Origin of the sequence: Sneathiella litorea (assembly GCF_009882915.1) — a bacterium.
GTDB classification, from domain to species: Bacteria; Pseudomonadota; Alphaproteobacteria; order Sneathiellales; family Sneathiellaceae; genus Sneathiella; species Sneathiella litorea.
Map to the genome: position 1 here is coordinate 339,566 of NZ_WTUW01000002.1, position 22,086 is coordinate 361,651.

Sequence of the window (22,086 nt, forward strand, 5' to 3'; positions counted from 1 at the left end):
ACACATCTGCGGCAAAGGTGTAACGGTGTAAATTCTCTTGTCGCCTAATTTTCAAATGCGAGAGAAAATCCTGTTCTCTCCATTGCTATTCGATTAATCTTGTCCGATAAAACCCCTCAAAATAACAATGAAGCGTGGGAACAATGACATTCGCGACCATTAAACTGGATATACAGGAAGGCGTTGCCAAAATAACGCTGAACCGGCCTGACAAACTCAATTCCTTCAGTGATGAAATGCATGAAGAACTTCGTTCTATCATGCCCGTGCTCAAGGGCGATGATGTCCGTGCGATACTGATTACCGGTGAAGGCCGAGCCTTTGGGGCAGGAGCAGATCTTTCCTCAAGCAGCGCTTCCGGGGGTGTCCTTGATGCCGGGGATACGCTGGAAAAAAACTATAATCCATTGATCCTGTTTGTCCGAACGCTCGATAAACCGGTCATTGCGGCTGTTAATGGCATTGCTGCTGGCGCGAGTATGAGCCTCGCCCTCGCCTGTGATATAGTTCTTGCGGCAAAATCCGCATACTTCCTTCAGGCCTTCTGTCATATCGGGCTGGTGCCTGATGCGGGCAGCACCTACTTTCTGCCGCGCCTGGTCGGGTCCGGTAAAGCCATGGGCCTTGCCATGCTAGGTGACAAGCTTCCCGCAGAAGAAGCTGAAAAAATGGGGCTGATCTGGAAAACATATGAAGATAACGACCTGATGCCCGCTGCAGAGGCCCTCGCAGCGAAGTTGTCATCGGGCCCGACAAAGGGCTATGCCTACATCAAGCAGGCGATGAATGCCAGCCTTGGAAATGACCTGGAAACCCAGTTAAAAGTGGAAAGGGATCTTCAGCAGAAGGCAAGCGGAACGGAAGACTTTATAGAAGGTGTCTCTGCTTTTCTTGGCAAGCGGAAAGCAAATTTTAAAGGCCGATAACATGTCCGGGAACGAGAGCGTCAGCGCTGAGGGTATCGCAAGAACGGTTGGGGAAACCATGTACCGCAAGGATACTGCGGCACAACATCTCGGTATTGCCTTGAAAGAAATCGGCCCCGGCCGTGCTGTCATGACCATGCGGGTTCTGGATTACATGTTAAATGGTCATCGTATCTGCCATGGCGGCTATGTTTTTACACTTGCTGATACCGCTTTCGCCTATGCCTGCAATAGTTATAATCAGAACACAGTCGCGCAGGCGGCCCAGATCAACTTTATTCAGGCTGTTCCGGAGAATGCCTTTTTGACTGCCACCGCAGTTGAAATGACAAGAACCGATCGGACGGGCCTGTATGATATTACCGTTCAAGATAAGAGCGGAAAAACCGTCGCCCTTTTTCGCGGCAATTCACATACCATCAAGGGACAGATGATCCCGGGACTTAATGAAAGAAAAGAAAAATGAAGAACGCTTATATCTGTGACGCAATTCGGACACCGATTGGACGCTATGGCGGCAGCTTGTCCGCTGTGCGTACAGACGATCTCGGCGCCATTCCAATCAAGGCATTGATGGATCGTAATCCCTCCGTCAATTGGGAAAAGGTCGATGATGTCATATACGGCAATGCCAATCAGGCCGGCGAAGATAACCGCAATGTTGCCCGGATGAGCGCCCTGCTCGCAGGCCTGCCAGAAAGTGTCGGTGGCGCCACAATCAACCGCCTCTGCGGCTCCGGCATGGACGCCACGGCAACGATCGCCCGCCAGATTATGACCGGCGAAGCTAATCTAGGCATTTCCGGCGGCGTAGAAAGCATGAGCCGTGCACCGTTTGTCATGGGCAAGGCAACGACGCCTTTCTCGCGCAATGCCGAAATTTTCGATACCACTATCGGCTGGCGCTTCGTCAACAAGAAGATGAAGGATCAGTACGGCATCGATTCCATGCCCGAAACGGCAGAAAATGTCGCGGAGGATTATCAGATCCGGCGCGAGGATCAGGATCTGTTTGCACTCCGCAGTCAGGAAAAGGCAGCGGCGGCAAAGGCGAATGGTTCCTTTAACGATGAGATCATTCCGGTCCAAATTCCGCAGCGCAAGGGCGACCCGATCATTGTCGACAAGGACGAACATCCCCGCGCAACGAGCATCGAAAAACTCGCGGGCCTTAAGGCTCCGTTCCGGGCAGGCGGCTCCGTCACCGCGGGCAATGCTTCCGGTGTCAATGATGGCGCCTGCGCCATCCTGCTCGCCTCCGATGAGGCCATAGAGGAATATGGCCTGACAGCGAAGGCCCGTATTCTGGGCGCAGCCACAGCCGGCGTACCTCCGCGGATCATGGGGATCGGCCCTGCCCCGGCCAGTCAGAAGCTGCTGTCTCGTCTCGGGCTCACCATGGATGACATGGATGTGATTGAACTCAACGAGGCTTTTGCCGCACAGGGCCTCGCCGTCATGCGCGAGCTGGGCCTGAAAGATGATGACCCCCGCGTTAATCCGCTGGGCGGCGCGATAGCGCTTGGCCATCCACTCGGCATGTCCGGTGCACGACTGCTGACAACGGCAATGTATCAGCTGCACCGCACCGGCGGACGCTATGCGCTTTGCACCATGTGCATCGGTGTTGGCCAAGGGATCGCCACTGTCATCGAGAGAGTCTGAAGACTATGAGGGCGGCATGCGTCTGAACCCACCGTCGAGGGACGAGCTTGATCCGATCGAGATTGCCAGCAAGGATGAAATCTCGGCGCTGCAGCTGGATTGGCTCAAATGGAGTTTGACGCATGCCTACCAGAATGTTCCGTTCTTTCGGAAGCGGTTCAATGCCGTCGGTGTTCATCCCGATGAACTAAAATTCCTTGAGAATCTGGCGAAGATCCCCTTTTTCAAAGAACAAGATCTCAGGGATAATTACCCCTTCAGCACGACCACCCGGGCGATGGTTGTCGGCTATAACGCCGATAATAATATATGCGGACCCGGATCGGTCGCGCTGTCACCCGACACAGAAAAACGGGCCATTGCCCCCCAGAAGAATATAAAACGGACAGTGTGGTGACGGGATTTCAGGGTTTTCCAAAAGAGTTTTTGCGTTTTTATGCTGAGCTGATTGAGAATAATAATCGCGACTGGTTCGGACGAAACAAACAGCGTTATAAAGACGTGGTCGTCTATCCAATGTGCGATTTTATTGAAGCAATAGCCCCGCGGCTCGAAGCCATTGCACCGACATATATCGCCGACCCGCGCCCAAACGGCGGCTCCATGTTCAGGATTTACCGCGACGTGCGGTTCTCCCGAGATCCAAAACCTTATAAGGAACATGCCGCGTGCCAATTTCGCCATCAGGCAGGCAGAGATGCTCATGCGCCGGGTTTCTATGTCCATCTTGCCCTTGATGGCGTGCGCTTTGGCGGCGGAATCTATCTCCCTCCTGCTCCCATCCTCACAAAAATCCGCCATGCTATTGACGAGAAAAGCGCGGACTGGAACGCCATTAAGAACGATCCCGATTTCCGCAAAACCTTTCCTGATGGAATAAGGGGGGACGGCCTTAAACGCGCACCGAAGGGCTTTCCCATTGATCATCCTGAAATCGAGGATCTGCGACGTAAAACCCTCTTCGTAATGAAGCCGCTGCTAACCGTCGAAGGGATTACGAAACCCGATTTCATCGACGAAGTGGAGGACGCATTTCAAAAAGCGACACCATTCATGCGCTTCCTGACCAATGCCGTTGACCTTCCATTCTAGCTGCAGTTTTGGGCACTGTAGCTGTTAACCATCCTTTAAGACAATTTAACTAAAATTGGGATCAAGATAACAAACCGGCACCGCTTGAGGATTACGGCCATGATGAATACCATTGAACTAAACCCGGATACGACAATCGATCTCTACAGCACGGCCCATAACCTGATTGTCCATCAGGGAGAAAACGCCATTGAAATGCTATGCGCCGAAGCGGAAGCATTGCGCCAGAATGAACAGTCTGAAGAAGATCTTTTTGCCTGTATCGAACTGATGCGCGTCGTGAATGAACTCATCGACATGGAAACCGCGGGCCCTATACATTAAACGCTTTTGCGACAGGAAGTAAAAAAGGCGGCACTTAAAATGCCGCCTTTTCTGTTTATATGTAATAGCTGTCAGCTTTGCAGCACCACCCGGCCAACGATCTTGCCGGCGCGAAGATCTTCAAGGGTGTTATAGGCCTCCTTCATCGGGCGCGGTGTGATGGAAAGTTCGTTAAGCTTGCCGGCTCTGGCAAGCTCCATTAACTCCCGCATTTCCTGAAGGTTTCCAACATAGCTTCCCTCAACCGAGATCGCCTTGATCGGGAACATGGGAAGAGGCAAGGTAAAGCCACCGCCGAAGAGACCCACGATCACCAGCTTGCCACCTTTAGCGAGTACTTTCACACCGAAGGCCGCACTACTTTCCGCTCCGACGAAATCAATGGTCGCATTCACGCCGCCGCCGGTCATTCCCATAAAGCTCTTAAACGCCGCTGGGTCAGAAGGATCAATCGCGTCAACGGCGCCTGCTTTTATTCCGGCTTCCCGTTTTTCGGGATCGATATCGGCAACATAGATTTCGGCATCCGTCACGGACTTGGCAATAGCCATCGCAGCCAAACCAACACCGCCCGCCCCGATGATCAGGAGTTTTCCGCCATCGGCGCGTGACTTAACCTTTTGGAGAGCGCTATAGGCCGTGAGTCCGGAACAGGTATAGGTGCAGGCCAGCTCTTTCGACAAGTTGCCATAGTCCAGAAGATACCTTGAATGAGGCACCAGCAAGGTATCCGAATAGCCACCAGGAACATCAACGCCGAGCTGACGCGGGCGATTGCAGAGCTGTTCCTCTCCCGATTTACAGATCGCGCATTCTCCGCACCCGATCCAGGGATAGACTACCCGCTTGTCGCCAACCTTCACGTCGGTGACATTCTCGCCGACGGCTGTGACAGTCCCAACGATTTCATGACCAAGGGTATGCGGCAAATCCCGCCCGCCCCGAATATCGAGTTTCTTTCCATTGCCAAGATCAAAATGACCTTCCCAAATATGAATGTCGCTATGGCAGACACCGCAGGCAGTGACATCCATTAGCACTTCATCACCGCTCGCGGTTGGCGCCTCGCTGGTGTTTTCCACCAGCGGGGCTCCATATTCCTCAAATTGATAACTTTTCATTATTCACTCCCATTTTCCTATACTCAAAGATCACGCGATGTTGATCCATGTCGTTTTCAGCTGAGTATATTTTTCGAGAGCATGAAGGGACCGGTCCCGACCATTACCAGACTGCTTATAGCCCCCAAATGGCGTGGACATATCGACATCATCATAGGTGTTGACCCAGACTGTGCCGGCGCGGAGTGATTGCGCAAGCTGATGCGCCTTGGAAATATCCCGTGTCCAGACTGACGCCGCCAGGCCATAGATGGTATCGTTGGCAATCTTGACCCCCTCTTCCATGTCCTTGAAGGTGATCGTGCTGACAACCGGGCCAAAAATTTCCTCTTGGGCGATCGTCATATCATTGGAGACATTGTCAAAAATGGTTGGCTCGATATAAAAGCCGCCAGTTTCCTGCATCACCTGCTTACCACCAAAATGCAGTTTTGCGCCTTCTTCCTGGCCTTTATTGATGTAGCCCATGACACGCTCTGTTTGGGCTTTATCCACCATGGCACCAATAACTGTTTTCGCTTCCAAAGGATCGCCTGGCTGCAAGGTCGCCGCGACGCCGGCAATTTTCTCAACCAGTTCGTCCTTGATGCTGTCTTGCACTATCACGCGAGACGCTGCGGTACAAACTTCACCCTGGTTAAAGAAGACGCCCATGGCGATTTTCTTCGCTGCGAGATCAAGATCAGCATCCGCCATCACAAGGCTCGGGCTTTTACCACCGCACTCAAGACCGACAGCCTTCAGATTGCTCTCTCCAGAATAACGCATGAACAGCTTGCCAACTTCGGTCGAGCCAGTGAAGGCCAGCGCATCCACGTCCATATGCCGGCCCAGAGCTTGACCTGCAGTTTCCCCGAAACCGGGAAGGACATTGAAGACGCCTTCCGGAATACCGGCCTCAATCGCGAGTTCAGCAACACGCAACGCGGTAAGCGGCGACTGTTCAGCCGGCTTCACGATAACGCTGTTACCCGCCGCAAGCGCCGGCGCGAATTTCCAGGCACCCATCAACAGCGGGAAATTCCAGGGAACGACGCAGGCCACAACACCAATTGGCTCGCGGGTGATCATGGCAATGGAGCGGCGACGATCTGTTGGGGCAATTTCATCATAGACTTTGTCAATCGCCTCTGCATACCAGGAAATACTACCTGCAGAACCCGGAATATCAACGGCTCCCGCCCATTTAACAGGTTTGCCCATATCAAGGCATTCCAGCAGTGCCAGTTCATCCTTGTTCTTCATGATCAGACCGGCAAATTTTTGCAAGACGGCTTTGCGCTTTGCCGGCGCGGCGCGGGACCAAGCGCCGGACTCAAAAGCTGCACGTGCAGCTGCCACAGCCCGGTTCACGTCCTCAACATCACAGGAAGCAACTTGTGTAAGAACGCGGCCATCAACGGGGCTGACGCAATCGAAGGTTTTTCCGGAGGCGGCGTCAACATATTGACCATTGATAAAGGCCTTATTGCGGATTGAAATCTGGCTTTCCAGTTTTTGCCAGTCTTCACGTGTAGGGGCAGATGCTGCGGACATACTTTTTCCTCTTTGATTTTATTGATGTCGGACATGAAATAATGCTGGCAAGCAGCATACCTAATGCCCTGCCGTCACGAAAGGGTTTGTTTTCTCAACGGGTAAATTTTTATCCAAATGCACCTGACATGAGAATTAGCCTATTGTATAAAGTACTTTACTTGAACCAATTACTCTCATTAGGAAAAAATATGGTGCCGGGAAATATCAATCTGACCCAGCTTCAGACGTTCCTATGGGTTGCCTCTTTACGTAGCTTTCGTAAAACTGCCGCGAAAATGAACACCACACAACCGGCAATCTCAGCCCGTGTGGCCCGACTTGAAGAAACGTTGGGTGTCCGGCTATTCGAACGCGATACAAGCCTCATCCGTTTGACCGCCAAAGGTCTGGAGCTTCTCCCCTATGCGGAAAAGCTTCTGCGCACGTCAGCGCAACTCGTTGATCGGATCGGCAATTCCGAGGAGTTTGCGGGCGTATTGCGTCTGGGTGTATCTGAAGTGATTGTCCATACTTGGCTACCGACATATATTTCAAGCCTGAACCGGAACTATCCCGCTATCGAATTGGACATCGTGATCGACAACACGATCTATCTCAGCAAGGAACTTACCGAAAAATCACTCGATTTCGCTTTTTTGATGGGTCCAATATCTGACTTCCAGATTGAGAATCATGACTTGATTGAGTTCGAGCTTATCTGGGTCGCAGCGCCCTCACTTAACGTCAATACCGGGCGGATCCTTTCCCTTAATGAACTTGCCGAAAATCCATTAATAACCTTTGCCCGAAATACGCGGCTCTTTGCAGATCTTACCCGGCAACTGCGTAAAGGGGCGGACTTCCCGGCGCGGATTTTCCCCTCCAGCTCCCTGGCGGCAATTCTTAAAATGGCAATTGATGGAATTGGTATCGCGACATTACCGCGCAAGTTTGTCCAGCCGGAACTTAAAAGCGGAACTTTACAGGAAATCGCCTGTGAATGGCGCCCGACTAAACTTAAGTTCACGGCCTCTTACCCCACAACTCCCTATAATCCAGTGACGGAAAAGCTTGTCGACCACGCACTCGACGTCATCAGAGAGTATCAAAGGTAGCTCCCTCCTTTGCGGAAGGTTGCAAGCAACCTATTCGTAAGAAATTAAAGATTTCGCGCTCGGGCGGCACCAGTTTTTATAAATTCGGCGTGAAATTTAATGCTGCTAAATGCCTTATCTCCCCCTCAAACGCTGAAAATCCGGCAAAAAGTGACGCAATTATGCTATTCATAAGATTAGCAAACATATAATATAATAGAGCAATGACCAAACTAGGCAGCCAGTCGGGGATGCCATTGCCAACAAAATCCCTGACGGAGTTGGGTTTCGACCTGTTATAAAAGATTAGAGCAACTCATGAGTACTTACGTTTTTTCCGTTTATCACAGCGAAGCGCGCGAAGCGCTTAAGAACAATCAGGAACATCCCCATATATCGATGCGCTGGGCAACGCCTTGTCGTTTCGCTATCGAGGCAGACAACTCTCGAGAGGCGGAGCATTGCATTATGGAGAAGTATCCACGTGAAAAAGGCTTTGTTACTAAGCGCCTGAACTAATAGGTTCCGGTCTTCAGCAACCAAACTCGGACGGCGCTATTGTCGTACCAAGGCAATAACCTTTGCGCGCTCCCGCGAATTCCCAATAATAAAAATAATAAAGAGAAAAAAATGACTAAAGAGCCAAAAATAATAACGGAAACAAATGGCCCCGTAACTACTATCATTATCAACCGGCCCGAGGTTCGAAATGCTCTGGATCAGGAAACGTCTGATTTGCTGGCACAAGCATTTCAAGCTTTCGATGCATATGATAGCCAAAGGGTGGCGGTGGTAACCGGCGCGGGGGGTGCCTTTTGCGCCGGGGCGGATCTGAAGGAAACGGCAACACGCGTCGACTACAAGGCGTGGGCGGGCCATCCGGAAGGCCCTTTTCATGCGCCATTGTCCAAGCCGGTAATTGCTGCCGTGGCCGGTCATGCTTGCGCTGGAGGTATGGGCCTTGCCCTATTCTGTGATATTCGCATTGCTGAAGACACAGCGGTTTTTGGAATTTTTTGCCGCCGATGGGGCGTCCCGATGAGTGATGGAACGACCGTCCGCCTCCCCCGCGTTATCGGACAAGGCCGTGCACTGGACATGATGTTGACCGGACGCCCGGTTCCTGCTGAAGAAGCTCTTTCCATGGGATTGGTAACCCGTGTTGTGCCCACCGGCACCGCACGCGCTGCTGCAGAAGAACTCGCCCTTCAGATCGCTGGATTTCCACAAATTGCAATGCTGTCAGACCGCGAGAGTGTATATGCACAGGAAGGAAAAACCGACGCGGAAGCCATCCATTTCGAAATGGTCGCGGCGGAGGAAGCCAAACAGAAAGAAGCCCAACTCGGCGCAGCCCGCTTTGCGTCAGGTGAAGGCCGGCATGGCCAATTCAAAAAACCCTAAGTGACAGGATAACCTTTCACAGCTTAATAGCGCGAAGGGCAAAGATAGATCGCATACTCGCGACATGTGGTAGCTTGGACAGACAGTCAAGTTGAATGCGATGATAAGCAGAAAGTGAGAGATTAACCCGCTCCGCTATCACCAAAATAGGCTTGCCGGAATCAATTTGTAGTTCAGATAATATCTGACGATCAAAGTGATCTATAGAGTTTTTTCCTGAAATTCGTGCCTAGCACCGCATTTTGCACCAATATAAGGCGTCCCGGAAACAAATTTCGAAAATAATATCTGCGAAAAAGAAGCTATACTCCGGTAGTTAATTTAATCGGCTAACAGGGAGCAAAAGGCATGATTGTTGGAACGCCTAAAGAAATCAAAAACCATGAATATCGCGTCGGGCTGACACCGGAAAGCGTTGGTGAGCTCGTCGCGCATGGACATGAGGTTCTGGTAGAGACCGATGCTGGCAAGGGAATTGGCGCACTTAACGAAGCTTATGAGGCTGTCGGTGCGAAAATAGTCGGAACGGCAGAGGAAATTTTCAACCGCTCTGATATGGTGGTAAAAGTAAAAGAGCCGCAGGCAATCGAGCGGAAAATGTTACGCGAGGGCCAGATACTCTATACTTACCTGCATCTTGCACCGGACCCTGAACAAACTCACGACCTTATAAAATCTGGCGCCGTATGCATCGCCTACGAAACAGTGACAGACAATAGTGGAGGCCTCCCTCTCCTCAAACCCATGAGCCAGGTCGCTGGCCGTATGTCTGTACAGGCAGGCGCTACGGCACTTGAAAAATCCCATGGTGGACGCGGTGTCCTGCTTGGCGGCGTCCCGGGCGTTGCACCGGGTAAGGTTGTCATTATCGGTGGTGGCGTCGTTGGCTTTAATGCCGCCCAGATGGCTATTGGGCTGCATGCAGATGTTACTATACTTGATCGCAATCCCACGGTATTGGAACGGCTAGAAAACCATTTCGAATCGTCTGCCAAGGTTATTTACTCTACCAACGCGTTGCTTGAGCGTCTCGTATTGGAGGCTGATCTTGTAATCGGCGCGGTACTAATACCCGGCGCCGCTGCGCCGAAGATGGTGACGCGGGAAATGCTGAAAACCATGCAGGATGGTTCGGTCATTGTTGATGTCGCGATTGATCAAGGCGGCTGCTTTGAAACCTCCAAAGCGACCACGCATGCGGATCCCACCTATGTGATCGATGGCGTGGTTCATTATTGTGTCGCCAATATGCCCGGCGGCGTTGCCCGCACCTCTACATATGCTCTGAACAATGTCACCCTGCCCCACGCTCTCAGAATTGCGGATAAAGGCTGGAAACAGGCACTGAAAGACGACAAGCACCTCGCGAATGGCCTAAATGTGTGGAAGGGCAATATTACTTGCGAACCAGTGGCCAAAGATCTTGGCCTCAACTATGTGCCAGTGGAAACTGCACTGCAAAGTTAAAAGAAAATGAGACTAAAAAAAAGTCCGACCAGATATGGCCGGACTTTTAAAATACTGGCGACCCCGGCACGATTCGAACGTGCGACCTATTGATTAGAAGTCAATTGCTCTATCCAGCTGAGCTACGGGGCCGTAAACTTGTTTCGGTTTCCGCCCTTATCCGCGAACCCGCGAATAGGAAAAATTGTCGGCATAGGTCTTTAAGTGAAGCCGACGTGTTTTGGGTTCGAGTACCGTATAGTCGATGTGGTTGGCCTTACAGAAAGCAACCGCACTTTCCTTGTCTTCGAAATCAATCGTCACTTCCGCGTTCATATCGCGCGATCCTGTCCACCCCATCAGAGGCTCGACATATCTGGCCTCAGCCGGCGCGTATTCAAGGCGCCAACGCTTTGTGCCCTTGCGCCCAGATTGCATGGCGTTCTTCGCCGGCTGATATATTCTCGCTTTTGCTGCCATTACCCGGTTACTCTCCAATATGACTAAACGCCTCAGCTGGCACATAGTCCATTTCACCATGCCCAGGGGCTTCCCAGTAAAGCTCCAATGTAGCGGTGTTCTTCTTCTCGAAATACTTGATGTGGATCGGATACCAGCCCGGTTCCGAAATCTCAACAATTATTTCATCTGAGAAGCGATCGGCATGCACATCCGGATCCTCATAAATCAGTTTATCGCCTATGGCAATCCAGACACCATCATTCGAATGCACCATAAAAACATATCGGCCGGGCTGCTCCATCTTGATAAAGCCCTTGATAATTGCCCCGACCATGTCATTGCTGTTTGAGGTAAGTACATTCCCGGCGCCAACCTGATAATTCAGCATGGGAAGAGGCGTACCCGGTTTACCATCCATATACCCCATGTTTTCTTCAAGTTCCCTGATACTGTTGACCTTTACTCCGTAATAGGTGACAGCGAGCCCGGGTTTCAGGTTAGCGGGGTCTGGTTGAGGAGAGGCAGGCTTGAGGCCCGTAAAGGTTTCCGCTTGGGCAAAGACGGGCAACATGACAATGCTAAGCATTAGGACGGCCATATAAGCCAACTGCCTGAGATTCCCTTTTCCACAAACTTTATTCATCAACCTGGCGCCTCCTTCAGAATGTTTGATATATTCACATTTTAGTGAAATCTCAGCAGACGGCAATGTAAAGCGCAAAGGAAAAGGAAATTTCAATATAATATCTAAAAATCACCATAAAAAAAGCTTTGCAATCCATTGAATTGCAAAGCTTTAATTTTGGTCGGGGCGGCAAGATTCGAACTTGCGACCTCTCGCTCCCAAAGCGAGCGCACTACCAGGCTGTGCTACGCCCCGTTCAGTGAAGAGATGATCTATACCATCACAGCCCGGCCCGCAAGCCAGAATTGGCCAAAGAAGCCAATAAATTTTTATCTGCCTGCACGGACGTAGTGAAATATGGCGTCTGCCTTGAAAATTACCTTGTTCCCCACCTTCAGTTTCCCGCGCACGAAGGCGACGGTGCGCGTACTACGGACCACCTCGACATCGGATTCCACCCAGTCGCCTTCACGAGCCGGCGCGAGAAATTCCGAATTCATTTTGATGGTGACGCTGGGTCGGCCTCCAACATGCCTGACGGCCGCAGCCAGTGCAGAATCAGCAAATGTCATCAACATTCCACCATGAATAATCTTAATGCTGTTAAGGTGTCTCTCCTCGACACGGAAAGCCCGGATCACTTTATCCTTACTGACAATTTTCTCGAAAAACGGCCCATTTAATTCTGTAAAGGGGCCTTTTCCAGCGACGACTTCAAATCCTTCGGGAACAGGAAGGGTTCCGGTTTCTTGTTTTTTCATTGTTATTCCGGCAATTACTCATTTTCAAAAAGGCGATGATATAGAACATCCCCTACCTGGACAGCATTCTCTTTGGCAAAGCCCCCATTCACTTCAAGAACGGCCCGCGCGGGCGTCTCGAAGGTGATGATTTTGAGCGAATGAGGCTGAGCCTCTTCTTTAATGTAGAGAATTTTACCAGCGGCATCCACAAAGAACATATCGAGCGGTATTTCCGTATTTTTCATCCACATGGTAATCTGCTGACTATGCCTGAAGTCGAAAAGCATTCCGGCATCTGGCGATAAGGTTTTCACATGCATCAGGCCTTTACTACGCTTCGCCCCATCATCTGCAATCTCCACATCCAGCTGGATTGTGCGCTCCGCCGTTTTCAACACCAGCGGCTCGGCCATCGCCATCGGGATAAGGCTGAAACCCACTGCTCCCAAGATTAGTAGAATCAAGCATTGGGCATATTTCCTAAGCACTCCTGTCATTGGGGAGAATAATCCTTTGCCTACAAAAAATATTTCACTATATTGAGCCTTCCTCGGGGGGAGCCAGTCCGGCTGAGAGGTTCCGTTAAACGGGACGACCCCGATTACCTGATCAGGCTAATACCTGCGTAGGAACGAGATATTAATGGAACCCGAAGACCAAGCCAACTCCAGTATAATGGAATCTATCTCTGTCGCCCGACGCGATCAAGTTGAGATGCCTACTGGAGTCCACCTACAACTTGACCAACTTGTTTTTGACGGCGAAACAATCCTTAGCGATCTGGACTTACTCCTTGAGCCGGGAAAGATCACCTGTTTGCTCGGCCCAAGCGGGGTCGGCAAGAGCAGTATCCTCAAAATCCTGGCTGGATTTATTCCCCTGCCCGGTGATAGTAAAATCACCGCCAGTGATAACCAAGGTTTAAGCGGGCGCCTTTCCTATATGGATCAGAAAGACCTGCTGTTGCCATGGGCGTCGGTTCTTGACAATCTTCTGATTGGCAGCCGTTTGCGCGGGGAGCCCCCGAACATTGAGCGCGCAAATACCCTTATCCGGCAAGTAGGCCTCGAAAACTGGCGCGATAACCTTCCCGACACCCTTTCCGGCGGGATGCGACAGCGGGTCGCCCTCGCCCGTACCTTAATGGAGGGTAGCCCAATCCTTTTGATGGATGAGCCATTTTCAGCACTCGACGCGATCACCAAGTTTCGTCTACAGGATTTGGCCGCACGATTGCTCTCAGATAAAACAGTCCTGCTCATTACGCATGATCCGATGGAAGCCTTGCGTCTTGGTGATGTTATATACGTACTCGCGGGGCATCCAGCGCGTCTTTCAGCGCCGATAAGACCAGAGAAAGACATCCCGCGCGATCCTTCAGATGGCATTTTCACTCAGCACTATTCCGCAATTATGAAACGCCTTGCCGGAGAGGCAGAGGAAGCGTCATGAGAATACTGCGCGCCTTGGTGACTCTTGCTGGACTTCTCCTGATATGGGGTTTGATCACGGCTATCTTGGGATTACCTAAATTCATGCTCCCCTCCCCGCTGATCGTTGCAGAGGCCCTGCTGACACATAAAAGCCTGATCGCGGAAAATGCGCTGACGACAGCGATTGAAATCCTGGTCGGCCTTATTCTCGGCGTTCTTTTCGGGATGGTATCTGCCCTGCTGATTTCTGCCTACCATCCTGTTAAACAATGGATATTCCCACTTCTGATTGCCAGCCAGGCAATCCCGGTCTTTGCGATTGCCCCCTTGCTCGTTCTCTGGCTGGGCTACGGCATAGCACCAAAAATCGTGATGAGCATGCTGATTATCTATTTTCCGGTGACAGTCGGATTTCTGGATGGTCTTAACCGGACAGACCAAAGCTGGCTTAACCTAGCCGGCCTTCTCCAGCAATCCGGAAACGCCGGGCGTCTCAGAAAGCTCATCAATCTTTATCTTTATATCAAGATTCCCTTCGCTCTCCCTTCTCTCGCCTCCGGCATTCGGGTCGCTGCAGCAATTGCGCCCATTGGTGCCGTGGTTGGCGAATGGGTCGGCGCGTCCTCCGGTCTTGGTTACTTAATGCTACATGCCAACGCTCGCGTGCAAACCGACCTCATGTTTGCGAGCCTTCTTGTCCTGACAGCCATGGCGCTCATTCTGTACTATTTGATCGACGCCTTGCTTCTACGCGCCCTGCCATGGCTTTCCACCCAAAACTCACCAAAAACCCCTTAACGGAGATAAAAATGAAACGACGGATTTTAGTTCCCCTCATTTGCGCCCTGATGCTTCAGGGAACGACGGCCACAGCCGCCGAAAAGCTGACAGTCCTGCTGGACTGGTTTGTGAACCCGGACCATGCCACGCTGATCATTGCCCAAGAAAAGGGGCTTTTCAAAAAGCACGGGCTGGATGTTGAGTTAGTGGCCCCTGCGGACCCAAGTGCGCCGCCGAAGCTCGTCGCTGCAGGAAAGGCGGATCTTGCTATCTCCTATCAGCCGCAGTTGTATATGCAGGTAACGGCAGGACTACCGATCAAGCGGATTGCAACATTAGTTGCCACGCCACTTAACAGCCTTGTGGTGCTGGAAGACGGGCCGATCGAAACTCTTGCGGATCTAAAAGGTAAGAAAATCGGTTATTCAGTCGGTGGATTCGAGACAGCACTACTCACGGCAATGCTGGCGCCGCACAATATTACGATGGAGGATGTAACGCTGATCAATGTCAATTTCTCGCTCTCTCCCAGCCTGCTTTCCGGCCAGGTCGACGCGGTGATTGGCGCCTTTCGAAATTTTGAGCTTAACCAGATGGAAATCGAGGACGAACCAGGCCGCGCCTTCTATCCGGAAGAGGAAGGTGTTCCAGCCTATGACGAGTTAATCGTGATTGCGCATTCGGAAAAGCTTGACGATCCGCGTTTCAAACCTTTCGTTGAAGCGCTGGAGGAAGCTGTACAGTATCTGGTTAATCATCCAGAAGACAGCTGGGAGCTGTTTATCAAGAACCACGGAGAGCTGGATGATGAATTAAACCAGCGTGCCTGGGATGATACCCTGCCCCGCTTCGCATTGCGGCCAGCGGCCCTCGATGTTGGTCGATATGAGAGATTTGCCGCTTTTATGCAGAAGCAAGGATTGATTAAAGAAACGAAAAGTGCGGATAGCTACGCCGCAGTTCTTAAATAGCGAACAAAAAGAAGTGAAAAGATGTGTCGTCCGGAAAATTATTCCGGACGCTCAATCTCCGCCACCTGAGGCCCCTTTGGGCTATCGCCGATCCGCACATTCATCTTCTGGCCTGCCTGTACTGGCAAGGCACCCTCACGGCGCAGGGTTTCCATATGAACGAAAATATCCTGGGTTCCATCTCCTCGTGTCAGGAAACCATATCCCTTGACCGGGTCAAACCACTTGACTTCCACCTCGACGAAATCCCCTTCTGGCTGTACAGCAGGGTGATTGGTCACATTATTTTTCTCTGGCACCCGAGGTTCAAAAGGAACGGCCGTAGATGTATCAATATCCAGAACCTTTATTGCCTGCAGACCTTTTGATCGACGCACAACAACACAAGTTACGCTGACACCTTCCGCCACATATTCATGACCTGCTTCGCGTAAACATGAAAGATGCAGAAAAATATCACCCGGCTCGTTATTCGGTGTTAAAAAGCCAAAACCTTTGACTGTGTTGAACCATTTAACACGCCCTGTCATTTCAAAGGTAGCTTCTGGTGATTCGATCGGATTGGTGTCTTCCTGCTTACTCCGCAATTGTTCAATTTTGGCTGTCATATATAACTCCCGAACTTGACAGACGAATTTTGACGTCCCGCCAGAACTACAGTTTAACACAATATTAAGGAAACTTTCAATATTCGAATTAAGAGAGCCCTTGCCTCTATACTAAAGGTTAAAATAGAAGATAGAACTCACTGAAAAATTGGAACTAAAGCACATCAAAAATTTCTCTGCCCTTGATACTTGCAGACACAGAAAACCCATGGCATATACGAAGGGGTAAGCCATCAATCATACCGGAGTTTCGCTCCCCATAATTTTAATCAATGCCGATGACACGACAGGGAAGGCAGGACGTTGTTAAAAACTGTAAGTTTGTTTCTCGTTCTTATGTCCGTCTGGCTTCTTTTGTCAGGGCATTACACGCCGCTGATTACGGGATTTGGCGTAGTATCCTGTTTATTGTCCGCCCTCATCGCGAACCGCATGGATGTCAACGATAAAGAAGGACAACCTATTTATCTGGGGCCACGTATACTTTCCTATTGGGGTTGGCTGGTTGGAGAAATCTTCAAGGCGAATGTCGATGTCGCCAAATGCGTCCTATTTCCGAAAAAATACCTACGGCCCAGTATATTCACCGTCACGGCTAGCCAGAAATCTGATCTGGGAAAAGTAATTTACGCTAATTCAATTACCTTGACCCCGGGAACAGTGACAGTGGATCTTGATGGAGATCAGGTAATGGTCCACGCCTTGACCGAAGGTTCTGCCGAAGACGTGTTAGGCGGAGATATGGACCGCCGCGTTACCAAGGTAATGAGGGAAACATGATGATTTACGCCATTACCGCCATTGCCATCCTCATCAGTATCGCCTTGGCCCTCACCCGAGCGATTTTAGGCCCAACATCTTACGACCGTATTCTTTCCGCAAATGCCATTGGTACAAAAACCGTCCTGTTGATCGGGGTGATGGGATTCCTGGGCGGTCGTCCGGACTTCCTTGATCTTGCCTTGGTGTATGCGCTTGTCAATTTCATCGGCACACTCGCCGTACTTAAATATTTTAAGTTTGGCACCTTGCGCGGCACTCTTTCCAAGCCCAAACCCGCGGACAATTCCTGATGGACCTTCTTCTTGATATCGCCACCTGGATCCTGTTGCTGGCCGGCAGCATACTCCTGATTATCACAGGGTTTGGCCTACTAAGGCTGCCTGATCTCTATACGCGCATTCATGCCGGCGGCATGGCGGATACCCTGGCAACTTTCCTGATATTCGTCGGGCTCTCCCTGCAAAGCGGGTTCTCACTCGTCTCGGCTAAATTGCTGCTGGTGCTGGTGTTCGTATTTTTTACAAGCCCAACGGCTTCTTATGCTTTAGCGCAAGCAAGCTTTGTTGCGGGGCTAAAGCCAAAACTTGATGGTTTTGGCACAAAAAAGCCATCCAAGGATGACGTGTAACCTTATGTCTAGCGAGAGGGAGACAGGACAATAGCCGCCTTTGTAGACGTTTTTTTGATGCTGCTGCTGATTGCCGGGACCATGGCTGTTCTATTGGTGCGCAACCTTTTTGTCGCAACCATGCTGCTGGGGATTGTCAGCTTCACTATGGCGCTGATTTTTATTAGCCTTGATGCGGTGGATGTTGCTTTTACCGAAGCAGCGGTCGGCGCCGGTATCAGTACGGTGCTTTATATTGGCACTTTGGCGCTTGTCGGCTCCCAGGAAAAGGATCAACCAAAATTTGCCGCTGGCCCCATGGTTATCTGCATCGCCGTAGGCGCAGTCCTGTATTATGCGACATATGAAATGCCTCCTTTTGGCCATGCCGATAACCCGGTGCAAACCCATGTCGGTCCCCGGTATATTCAAGACAGCCCGACCGAAATCGGTGTCCCTAACATGGTGACTTCGGTTCTGGCGAGTTATCGCGGTTACGATACCTTTGGGGAAGTCACCGTGATTTTTGCAGCCGGGATCGGTGTACTCCTGATCCTGCGTCAACGCCGTCGACGAAAGAATGAAGATGATGAAACTGATGTGCCGCTCGATAAGGGCAAGACGGGCCGAAGCGGTAGTCTAAGCGGTCTTGGCAGTGAGCACGACCTTATTCCCCACGTCATCGCCAAATTATTGATACCATTTATCTTTGTCTTTGCCCTGTATGTACAATTTCATGGTGATTTTGGCCCAGGCGGCGGATTTCAGGCGGGCGTGATTTTTGCTGCGGGTATTATTCTTTATGCCCTTGTTTTCAGCCTCGACCTCGCGCGGTCCGTCATTAATGAGAAAGTCATTCTTTTTCTGATCAGTGCTGGCGTCCTCCTCTATGGGGGAGTTGGAGTTGCATCCATGTTGCTTGGCGGTAACTTTCTTGACTACAACGTCCTCTCCAGTGATCCGGTAGCAGGACAGCATCTCGGCATTTTGCTGGTGGAACTTGGTGTCGGAATTACAGTAACGGCGGCCATGCTGGCCATTTTCTATGCCTTTGTTGGCCGCGCAGACCTGATTGCTGCCAAGGCAGAGCAGGAGAAAAACTGATGTCCATTGGTTTCTTCAATTACTGGGTTTTCATTATCCTGCTGATGATCGGCTTATACACGGTGATGAGCCGATCTAATCTTATCAAGAAAATGATCGGGCTTTCGCTTTTTCAAATCTCCGTCTTCCTGTTCTACATCAGCATGGGCAAGGTCAGTGGCGGCACCGCACCGATCGTTGTCGAGAACATCACTGACGGCGTTGCGCCTGTCTATTCGAACCCCCTCCCGCATGTGCTCATCCTGACGGCCATTGTCGTTGGGATCGCGACAACGGCCCTTGGCCTTTCGCTTGTCGTACGTATTCGGGAATCTTTTGGCACCATTGACGAAGATGAAATTCTCGAGATGAAGGATGGCGCCTGACATGCTATCTTTGAGTTCCCAGTATCCCATTTTAGTTGCGATCGTTCCCCTCATGGCCGCGCCCATCTGCGCGCTCCTTCGCGGCAAAACCGCCCCTTGGGCTTTCACGACGATAACCAGCGCTTGTACATTTTATATCAGCATCCAGCTTTTGTTCTCGGTTGCCTCATCCGGGCCGATTTCCTATGAGCTCGGTGGCTGGGCTCCGCCTTGGGGTATAGAATATGTGGTCGACCTTCTAAGCGGTTTCATGCTGGTACTAATTAGCGGTATCAGCACTGGCGTTCTACTCTATGCTCGTGAAAGCATTACAAAAGAAGTGGCGCCACAGCAACTTGGCCTCTTCTTTACGGCTTATTTACTGGCGCTGACCGGTATGCTCGGGATTAGCATAACGGGCGATGCCTTTAATGTTTTTGTATTCCTCGAGATTATGTCCCTCTCCTCTTACGCACTCATCGCGATGGGGGAACGCACGGACCGGCGTGCCTTAACAGCTGCTTTCCAGTATCTGATCATCGGCACTGTCGGCGCGACTTTCTATCTGATCGGTGTCGGCCTCATCTATTTGATGACGGGCACGCTTAATATAGCGGACATCGCCGCACGCCTTCCCGAGATTGAAGGCACCCGCCCTATTCTGGCTGCCGCGGGCTTTATTGTCATCGGCATTGGCATCAAGCTTGCGCTCTTTCCGTTTCATGTCTGGCTGCCGAACAGCTACACTTACGCACCCAACATTGTGACAGCCTTTTTTGCCGGAACAGCAACCAAGGTGGGCGTCTATTTGCTGATCCGCTTTATATTCACTGTATTTGGCGAAAACTACAGCTTTGGTGAGCTTGGACTTACTGACATCCTGTTGCCGCTTGGTGTACTTGCCTTTTTGACAATGTCGTCAGTCGCGATTTACCAGACCAATATCAAACGACTCCTCGCCTATTCGAGTGTCGCGCAGATGGGCTATATCATTCTTGGTATCTCCCTCGCGAGTGAGAGTGGGCTGACTGCGGCAATCTTGCATATTTTCAATCATGCCATTGTCAAGACAGGCCTGTTTCTCTCGTTGGGCTGTATGTTCTTTGTCGTGGGGTCAACCTATCTCAAAGACCTTGAGGGGATCGGTAAACGTATGCCAATCACCACATTTGGCTTTGTTCTGGGTGGTTTCGGCCTGATCGGCGTCCCCCTTACACCCGGGTTTATCAGCAAATGGTATCTGGTGGTTGCGGCTCTCGAAAAAGGCTCGATCATCGGGTACAGCCTTGTCGCCTTGTTAATGATCTCGAGCTTGCTTGCCGTGCTTTATATCTGGCGCGTGGTAGAAGTCGCCTATTTCCGCGACCCGCCCGATAGCGTTGTGAAAAGGGAAGCGCCAATGTCCCTTTTAGTGCCGACCTGGATCTTCATTCTCGGCAGTTTCTATTTCGGTATCGAAACCAGCTTTAACGTCGGCATTGCCAAGGTGGCAGCGGCGTTTCTGATGGGAGGCGCATAAAATCATGTTTGCTCTTGAAACACATGTCGCCCTCTCTGTACTTATTCCTCTTATCGGAGCGATCGGCATCGCGATCACCTCCTCCGTCCCGAATATCCGCGAAACAGTAACCCTGGTCACCTCCGTTCTGCTTTGCCTGAACGTTTTCAGTATTCTGCCTGGCATCATGAATGGTGCGGAACCAACTTTTCTATTGGTCGAAATACTGCCTGATATTGCTTTGACCTTGAAAGTTGAGCCTCTCGGCATGACTTTCGCAGCCGTCGCCTCTTCGCTTTGGATTATCAACTCGATCTATTCCATCGGCTATATGCGCGGAAATAATGAACCTCGCCAGACAGGCTTTTATGTCTGTTTCGCCATCGCCCTTTCCGCAACCATGGGAATTGCTTTTTCCAGCAACTTGTTAACCCTCTTCGTCTTTTATGAAGTGCTGACACTTTCCACCTATCCACTGGTTACGCATAAGCAGAATGCCGATGCGCGTAAAGGCGGTCGTATTTATCTCGGCATCCTGATCGGCACCTCTATCGGGTTATTCCTGCCAGCCATTATCTGGACATGGACACTCGCGGGAACAGTTGATTTTGTCAAAGGCGGCATTCTCTCCGGACATACCAGTGCCGGTGTGACGGGTGTGCTTCTTTTCCTCTATATGTATGGAATAGGAAAAGCCGCCTTGATGCCGATCCACCGCTGGCTACCAGCCGCGATGGTTGCCCCGACACCGGTCAGTGCCCTTCTTCATGCTGTTGCCGTGGTGAAGGCCGGCGTGTTCTCAGTGCTGAAAGTAGTGATTTATATTTTCGGCATTGATTTCCTCACAGAGACCGGAGCCGCGGAATGGCTCACCTGGGTCGCCGCCTATACCCTGATCGCGGCATCGGTGGTGGCCCTCACAAAGGATAACCTGAAGGCGCGACTCGCCTATTCCACCATCAGCCAGCTCGCCTATGTCGTTCTCGGGGCCTCCATGGCGACGTCTATGGCGGTAGCTGGTGGCGCGCTCCAGATCGTCATGCATGCCTTTGGCAAGATTACCCTCTTTTTCTGCGCAGGTGCCATCTACACCGCTGTGCATAAAACAGAAATCAGTGATATGCGTGGTCTTGGCCGCCAGATGCCAATTACCTTCATCGCATTCCTGATTGGCTCCCTTAGTATCATCGGTCTGCCGCCACTGGGTGGAAGTTGGAGCAAGTTTTACCTGATGCTCGGTGCTGCAGAATCGGATGAGATTTACTTGATGATCGTGCTGCTGGTCAGCTCGCTTCTCAACATTGCCTACCTGTTGCCGATCGTCGCCCGCGGTTTCTTTTACCCGCCACTTGGGCAGAGTAATGAACCGGTAGCTGTCGGATATGAGAAATCTGATTTCTCCTGGCAGAATATCAAAGAGGCACCGCTGTTTTGCGTCCTGCCTCCGGTCCTGACCGCTTTGGCCTGCATGGTCCTCTTCTTCCTTGCAGACCCGATCATCAGGCTGATCGAACCCATTTTGACGCCATAGGGACGGA

Annotated in this window: 28 protein-coding genes, 2 tRNA genes and 1 riboswitch; of the genes, 20 read left to right on the plus strand and 10 right to left on the minus strand. The window is 51.1% G+C overall.

Annotated features, from left to right (window positions below; genetic code table 11):
• Window positions 1-143 precede the first annotated feature (143 nt).
• The 6 genes from GQE98_RS07855 (at window position 144) to GQE98_RS07880 (ending at window position 4,007) form a co-directional block, all read left to right on the plus strand.
• On the plus strand, window positions 144-926 hold the full coding sequence (locus GQE98_RS07855) for an enoyl-CoA hydratase (protein WP_161315120.1): 783 nt from the start codon (window positions 144-146) through the stop codon (window positions 924-926).
• Between the two features lies 1 nt (window position 927).
• Window positions 928-1,392, plus strand: coding sequence for a hydroxyphenylacetyl-CoA thioesterase PaaI (gene paaI / locus GQE98_RS07860; protein WP_161315121.1), 465 nt, complete (start codon window positions 928-930; stop codon window positions 1,390-1,392).
• The gene (pcaF, locus tag GQE98_RS07865; RefSeq protein WP_161315122.1) at window positions 1,389-2,591 is read left to right on the plus strand and encodes a 3-oxoadipyl-CoA thiolase; all 1,203 of its coding nucleotides are present in this window, start codon (window positions 1,389-1,391) and stop codon (window positions 2,589-2,591) included. The genes paaI and pcaF overlap by 4 nt, the downstream gene beginning before the upstream one ends.
• A 16-nt stretch (window positions 2,592-2,607) precedes the next feature.
• Window positions 2,608-2,988, plus strand: coding sequence for a hypothetical protein (locus GQE98_RS18525; protein WP_202526152.1), 381 nt, complete (start codon window positions 2,608-2,610; stop codon window positions 2,986-2,988).
• The gene (locus GQE98_RS07875; protein ID WP_202526153.1) at window positions 2,985-3,683 is read left to right on the plus strand and encodes a TIGR02453 family protein; all 699 of its coding nucleotides are present in this window, start codon (window positions 2,985-2,987) and stop codon (window positions 3,681-3,683) included. The genes GQE98_RS18525 and GQE98_RS07875 overlap by 4 nt, the downstream gene beginning before the upstream one ends.
• 99 nt (window positions 3,684-3,782) lie before the next feature.
• Window positions 3,783-4,007, plus strand: coding sequence for a hypothetical protein (locus GQE98_RS07880; RefSeq protein ID WP_161315124.1), 225 nt, complete (start codon window positions 3,783-3,785; stop codon window positions 4,005-4,007).
• A gap of 71 nt (window positions 4,008-4,078) precedes the next feature.
• Here GQE98_RS07880 and GQE98_RS07885 read toward each other — a convergent pair whose 3' ends face one another.
• Both GQE98_RS07885 and GQE98_RS07890 read right to left on the minus strand, forming a co-directional pair.
• On the minus strand, window positions 4,079-5,128 hold the full coding sequence (locus GQE98_RS07885) for an alcohol dehydrogenase (RefSeq protein WP_161315125.1): 1,050 nt from the start codon (window positions 5,126-5,128) through the stop codon (window positions 4,079-4,081).
• A gap of 30 nt (window positions 5,129-5,158) precedes the next feature.
• Window positions 5,159-6,664, minus strand: coding sequence for an aldehyde dehydrogenase (locus GQE98_RS07890; RefSeq protein ID WP_161315126.1), 1,506 nt, complete (start codon window positions 6,662-6,664; stop codon window positions 5,159-5,161).
• 191 nt (window positions 6,665-6,855) lie between these two features.
• Here GQE98_RS07890 and GQE98_RS07895 point away from each other — a divergent pair, with 191 nt between their 5' ends.
• The 3 genes from GQE98_RS07895 to GQE98_RS07905 all read left to right on the plus strand — a co-directional run bounded on the left by GQE98_RS07895 (window position 6,856) and on the right by GQE98_RS07905 (window position 9,144).
• The gene (locus GQE98_RS07895; RefSeq protein ID WP_161315127.1) at window positions 6,856-7,761 is read left to right on the plus strand and encodes a LysR family transcriptional regulator; all 906 of its coding nucleotides are present in this window, start codon (window positions 6,856-6,858) and stop codon (window positions 7,759-7,761) included.
• A gap of 297 nt (window positions 7,762-8,058) precedes the next feature.
• Window positions 8,059-8,259 carry a hypothetical protein gene (locus GQE98_RS07900; RefSeq protein WP_161315128.1) on the plus strand — a complete coding sequence of 67 codons (201 nt, stop codon included), beginning with the start codon at window positions 8,059-8,061 and terminating at the stop codon, window positions 8,257-8,259.
• Window positions 8,260-8,370: 111 nt separating this feature from the next.
• Window positions 8,371-9,144 (plus strand): crotonase/enoyl-CoA hydratase family protein, encoded by a 774-nt coding sequence (locus GQE98_RS07905; RefSeq protein ID WP_161315129.1) that lies wholly within the window; start codon window positions 8,371-8,373, stop codon window positions 9,142-9,144.
• 16 nt (window positions 9,145-9,160) lie between these two features.
• On the opposite strand, the gene GQE98_RS18415 is transcribed toward GQE98_RS07905, so the two are convergent.
• A complete protein-coding gene (locus tag GQE98_RS18415) occupies window positions 9,161-9,367 on the minus strand; it encodes an AsnC family transcriptional regulator (protein ID WP_343044210.1) in 207 nt (68 codons plus the stop codon).
• A 125-nt stretch (window positions 9,368-9,492) separates the two neighbouring features.
• On the opposite strand from GQE98_RS18415, the gene ald reads away from it, so the two are divergent.
• Entirely contained in the window at window positions 9,493-10,611 is a 1,119-nt protein-coding gene (ald, locus tag GQE98_RS07915; RefSeq protein WP_161315130.1) for an alanine dehydrogenase, read from the plus strand.
• Window positions 10,612-10,666: 55 nt separating this feature from the next.
• Here ald and GQE98_RS07920 read toward each other — a convergent pair.
• The 6 genes from GQE98_RS07920 to GQE98_RS07945 all read right to left on the minus strand — a co-directional run bounded on the left by GQE98_RS07920 (window position 10,667) and on the right by GQE98_RS07945 (window position 12,860).
• Window positions 10,667-10,743, minus strand: a tRNA-Arg gene (locus GQE98_RS07920).
• 24 nt (window positions 10,744-10,767) lie between these two features.
• Entirely contained in the window at window positions 10,768-11,070 is a 303-nt protein-coding gene (locus tag GQE98_RS07925; protein WP_161315131.1) for an ETC complex I subunit, read from the minus strand.
• A 7-nt stretch (window positions 11,071-11,077) separates the two neighbouring features.
• Window positions 11,078-11,695, minus strand: a complete 618-nt coding sequence (locus GQE98_RS07930) for a PA14 domain-containing protein (RefSeq protein ID WP_161315132.1) — start codon at window positions 11,693-11,695, stop codon at window positions 11,078-11,080.
• 160 nt (window positions 11,696-11,855) lie between these two features.
• Window positions 11,856-11,932, minus strand: a tRNA-Pro gene (locus tag GQE98_RS07935).
• A 74-nt stretch (window positions 11,933-12,006) separates the two neighbouring features.
• The gene (locus GQE98_RS07940) at window positions 12,007-12,438 is read right to left on the minus strand and encodes a PaaI family thioesterase (RefSeq protein ID WP_161315133.1); all 432 of its coding nucleotides are present in this window, start codon (window positions 12,436-12,438) and stop codon (window positions 12,007-12,009) included.
• A gap of 14 nt (window positions 12,439-12,452) precedes the next feature.
• Complete coding sequence (locus tag GQE98_RS07945) at window positions 12,453-12,860, minus strand: DUF192 domain-containing protein (protein WP_161315134.1); 408 nt, start codon at window positions 12,858-12,860, stop codon at window positions 12,453-12,455.
• Window positions 12,861-12,963: 103 nt separating this feature from the next.
• Window positions 12,964-13,069, plus strand: a riboswitch (TPP riboswitch).
• Between GQE98_RS07945 and GQE98_RS07950 the strand changes: the two genes are divergently transcribed.
• The 3 genes from GQE98_RS07950 (at window position 13,063) to GQE98_RS07960 (ending at window position 15,604) form a co-directional block, all read left to right on the plus strand.
• On the plus strand, window positions 13,063-13,872 hold the full coding sequence (locus GQE98_RS07950) for an ABC transporter ATP-binding protein (RefSeq protein WP_202526154.1): 810 nt from the start codon (window positions 13,063-13,065) through the stop codon (window positions 13,870-13,872). It overlaps the preceding riboswitch by 7 nt.
• On the plus strand, window positions 13,869-14,651 hold the full coding sequence (locus GQE98_RS07955) for an ABC transporter permease (RefSeq protein WP_161315135.1): 783 nt from the start codon (window positions 13,869-13,871) through the stop codon (window positions 14,649-14,651). The genes GQE98_RS07950 and GQE98_RS07955 overlap by 4 nt, the downstream gene beginning before the upstream one ends.
• An 11-nt stretch (window positions 14,652-14,662) precedes the next feature.
• Window positions 14,663-15,604, plus strand: coding sequence for an ABC transporter substrate-binding protein (locus GQE98_RS07960; RefSeq protein WP_161315136.1), 942 nt, complete (start codon window positions 14,663-14,665; stop codon window positions 15,602-15,604).
• Between the two features lie 38 nt (window positions 15,605-15,642).
• Here the strand turns inward: GQE98_RS07960 and GQE98_RS07965 are convergent, their stop codons facing one another.
• Window positions 15,643-16,212, minus strand: a complete 570-nt coding sequence (locus GQE98_RS07965; RefSeq protein WP_202526155.1) for a cold-shock protein — start codon at window positions 16,210-16,212, stop codon at window positions 15,643-15,645.
• Between the two features lie 303 nt (window positions 16,213-16,515).
• Here GQE98_RS07965 and GQE98_RS07970 point away from each other — a divergent pair, with 303 nt between their 5' ends.
• Genes GQE98_RS07970 through GQE98_RS08000 form a run of 7 tightly spaced genes read left to right on the plus strand, consistent with a single transcriptional unit; the run spans window position 16,516 to window position 22,079 of the window.
• Window positions 16,516-16,992 (plus strand): Na+/H+ antiporter subunit E, encoded by a 477-nt coding sequence (locus GQE98_RS07970; RefSeq protein ID WP_161315137.1) that lies wholly within the window; start codon window positions 16,516-16,518, stop codon window positions 16,990-16,992.
• Window positions 16,992-17,285: a monovalent cation/H+ antiporter complex subunit F gene (locus GQE98_RS07975; RefSeq protein ID WP_161316230.1), complete on the plus strand. Its 294-nt coding sequence runs from the start codon at window positions 16,992-16,994 to the stop codon at window positions 17,283-17,285. The genes GQE98_RS07970 and GQE98_RS07975 overlap by 1 nt, the downstream gene beginning before the upstream one ends.
• A complete protein-coding gene (gene mnhG, locus GQE98_RS07980) occupies window positions 17,285-17,623 on the plus strand; it encodes a monovalent cation/H(+) antiporter subunit G (protein WP_202526157.1) in 339 nt (112 codons plus the stop codon). The genes GQE98_RS07975 and mnhG overlap by 1 nt, the downstream gene beginning before the upstream one ends.
• 30 nt (window positions 17,624-17,653) lie before the next feature.
• Complete coding sequence (locus GQE98_RS07985) at window positions 17,654-18,706, plus strand: DUF4040 domain-containing protein (RefSeq protein WP_161316232.1); 1,053 nt, start codon at window positions 17,654-17,656, stop codon at window positions 18,704-18,706.
• Complete coding sequence (locus tag GQE98_RS07990) at window positions 18,706-19,071, plus strand: cation:proton antiporter subunit C (protein ID WP_161315138.1); 366 nt, start codon at window positions 18,706-18,708, stop codon at window positions 19,069-19,071. The genes GQE98_RS07985 and GQE98_RS07990 overlap by 1 nt, the downstream gene beginning before the upstream one ends.
• Window positions 19,072-19,081: 10 nt before the next feature.
• On the plus strand, window positions 19,082-20,569 hold the full coding sequence (locus GQE98_RS07995) for a monovalent cation/H+ antiporter subunit D family protein (RefSeq protein ID WP_161316233.1): 1,488 nt from the start codon (window positions 19,082-19,084) through the stop codon (window positions 20,567-20,569).
• Between the two features lie 4 nt (window positions 20,570-20,573).
• On the plus strand, window positions 20,574-22,079 hold the full coding sequence (locus GQE98_RS08000) for a monovalent cation/H+ antiporter subunit D family protein (protein WP_161315139.1): 1,506 nt from the start codon (window positions 20,574-20,576) through the stop codon (window positions 22,077-22,079).
• The last annotated feature ends 7 nt before the right edge of the window (window positions 22,080-22,086 follow it).

Bases quoted from the DNA above. Each gene is read 5' to 3' on its own strand.
- GQE98_RS07855 (WP_161315120.1), top strand. From the start codon at position 144: ATGACATTCGCGACCATTAAACTGGATATACAGGAAGGCGTTGCCAAA.
- paaI (WP_161315121.1), top strand. From the start codon at position 928: ATGTCCGGGAACGAGAGCGTCAGCGCTGAGGGTATCGCAAGAACGGTT.
- pcaF (WP_161315122.1), top strand. From the start codon at position 1,389: ATGAAGAACGCTTATATCTGTGACGCAATTCGGACACCGATTGGACGC.
- GQE98_RS18525 (WP_202526152.1), top strand. From the start codon at position 2,608: ATGCGTCTGAACCCACCGTCGAGGGACGAGCTTGATCCGATCGAGATT.
- GQE98_RS07880 (WP_161315124.1), top strand. From the start codon at position 3,783: ATGATGAATACCATTGAACTAAACCCGGATACGACAATCGATCTCTAC.
- GQE98_RS07885 (WP_161315125.1), bottom strand. From the start codon at position 5,128: ATGAAAAGTTATCAATTTGAGGAATATGGAGCCCCGCTGGTGGAAAAC.
- GQE98_RS07890 (WP_161315126.1), bottom strand. From the start codon at position 6,664: ATGTCCGCAGCATCTGCCCCTACACGTGAAGACTGGCAAAAACTGGAA.
- GQE98_RS07895 (WP_161315127.1), top strand. From the start codon at position 6,856: ATGGTGCCGGGAAATATCAATCTGACCCAGCTTCAGACGTTCCTATGG.
- GQE98_RS07900 (WP_161315128.1), top strand. From the start codon at position 8,059: ATGAGTACTTACGTTTTTTCCGTTTATCACAGCGAAGCGCGCGAAGCG.
- GQE98_RS07905 (WP_161315129.1), top strand. From the start codon at position 8,371: ATGACTAAAGAGCCAAAAATAATAACGGAAACAAATGGCCCCGTAACT.
- ald (WP_161315130.1), top strand. From the start codon at position 9,493: ATGATTGTTGGAACGCCTAAAGAAATCAAAAACCATGAATATCGCGTC.
- GQE98_RS07925 (WP_161315131.1), bottom strand. From the start codon at position 11,070: ATGGCAGCAAAAGCGAGAATATATCAGCCGGCGAAGAACGCCATGCAA.
- GQE98_RS07930 (WP_161315132.1), bottom strand. From the start codon at position 11,695: ATGAATAAAGTTTGTGGAAAAGGGAATCTCAGGCAGTTGGCTTATATG.
- GQE98_RS07940 (WP_161315133.1), bottom strand. From the start codon at position 12,438: ATGAAAAAACAAGAAACCGGAACCCTTCCTGTTCCCGAAGGATTTGAA.
- GQE98_RS07950 (WP_202526154.1), top strand. From the start codon at position 13,063: ATGGAACCCGAAGACCAAGCCAACTCCAGTATAATGGAATCTATCTCT.
- GQE98_RS07955 (WP_161315135.1), top strand. From the start codon at position 13,869: ATGAGAATACTGCGCGCCTTGGTGACTCTTGCTGGACTTCTCCTGATA.
- GQE98_RS07960 (WP_161315136.1), top strand. From the start codon at position 14,663: ATGAAACGACGGATTTTAGTTCCCCTCATTTGCGCCCTGATGCTTCAG.
- GQE98_RS07965 (WP_202526155.1), bottom strand. From the start codon at position 16,212: ATGACAGCCAAAATTGAACAATTGCGGAGTAAGCAGGAAGACACCAAT.
- GQE98_RS07975 (WP_161316230.1), top strand. From the start codon at position 16,992: ATGATTTACGCCATTACCGCCATTGCCATCCTCATCAGTATCGCCTTG.
- mnhG (WP_202526157.1), top strand. From the start codon at position 17,285: ATGGACCTTCTTCTTGATATCGCCACCTGGATCCTGTTGCTGGCCGGC.
- GQE98_RS07990 (WP_161315138.1), top strand. From the start codon at position 18,706: ATGTCCATTGGTTTCTTCAATTACTGGGTTTTCATTATCCTGCTGATG.
- GQE98_RS08000 (WP_161315139.1), top strand. From the start codon at position 20,574: ATGTTTGCTCTTGAAACACATGTCGCCCTCTCTGTACTTATTCCTCTT.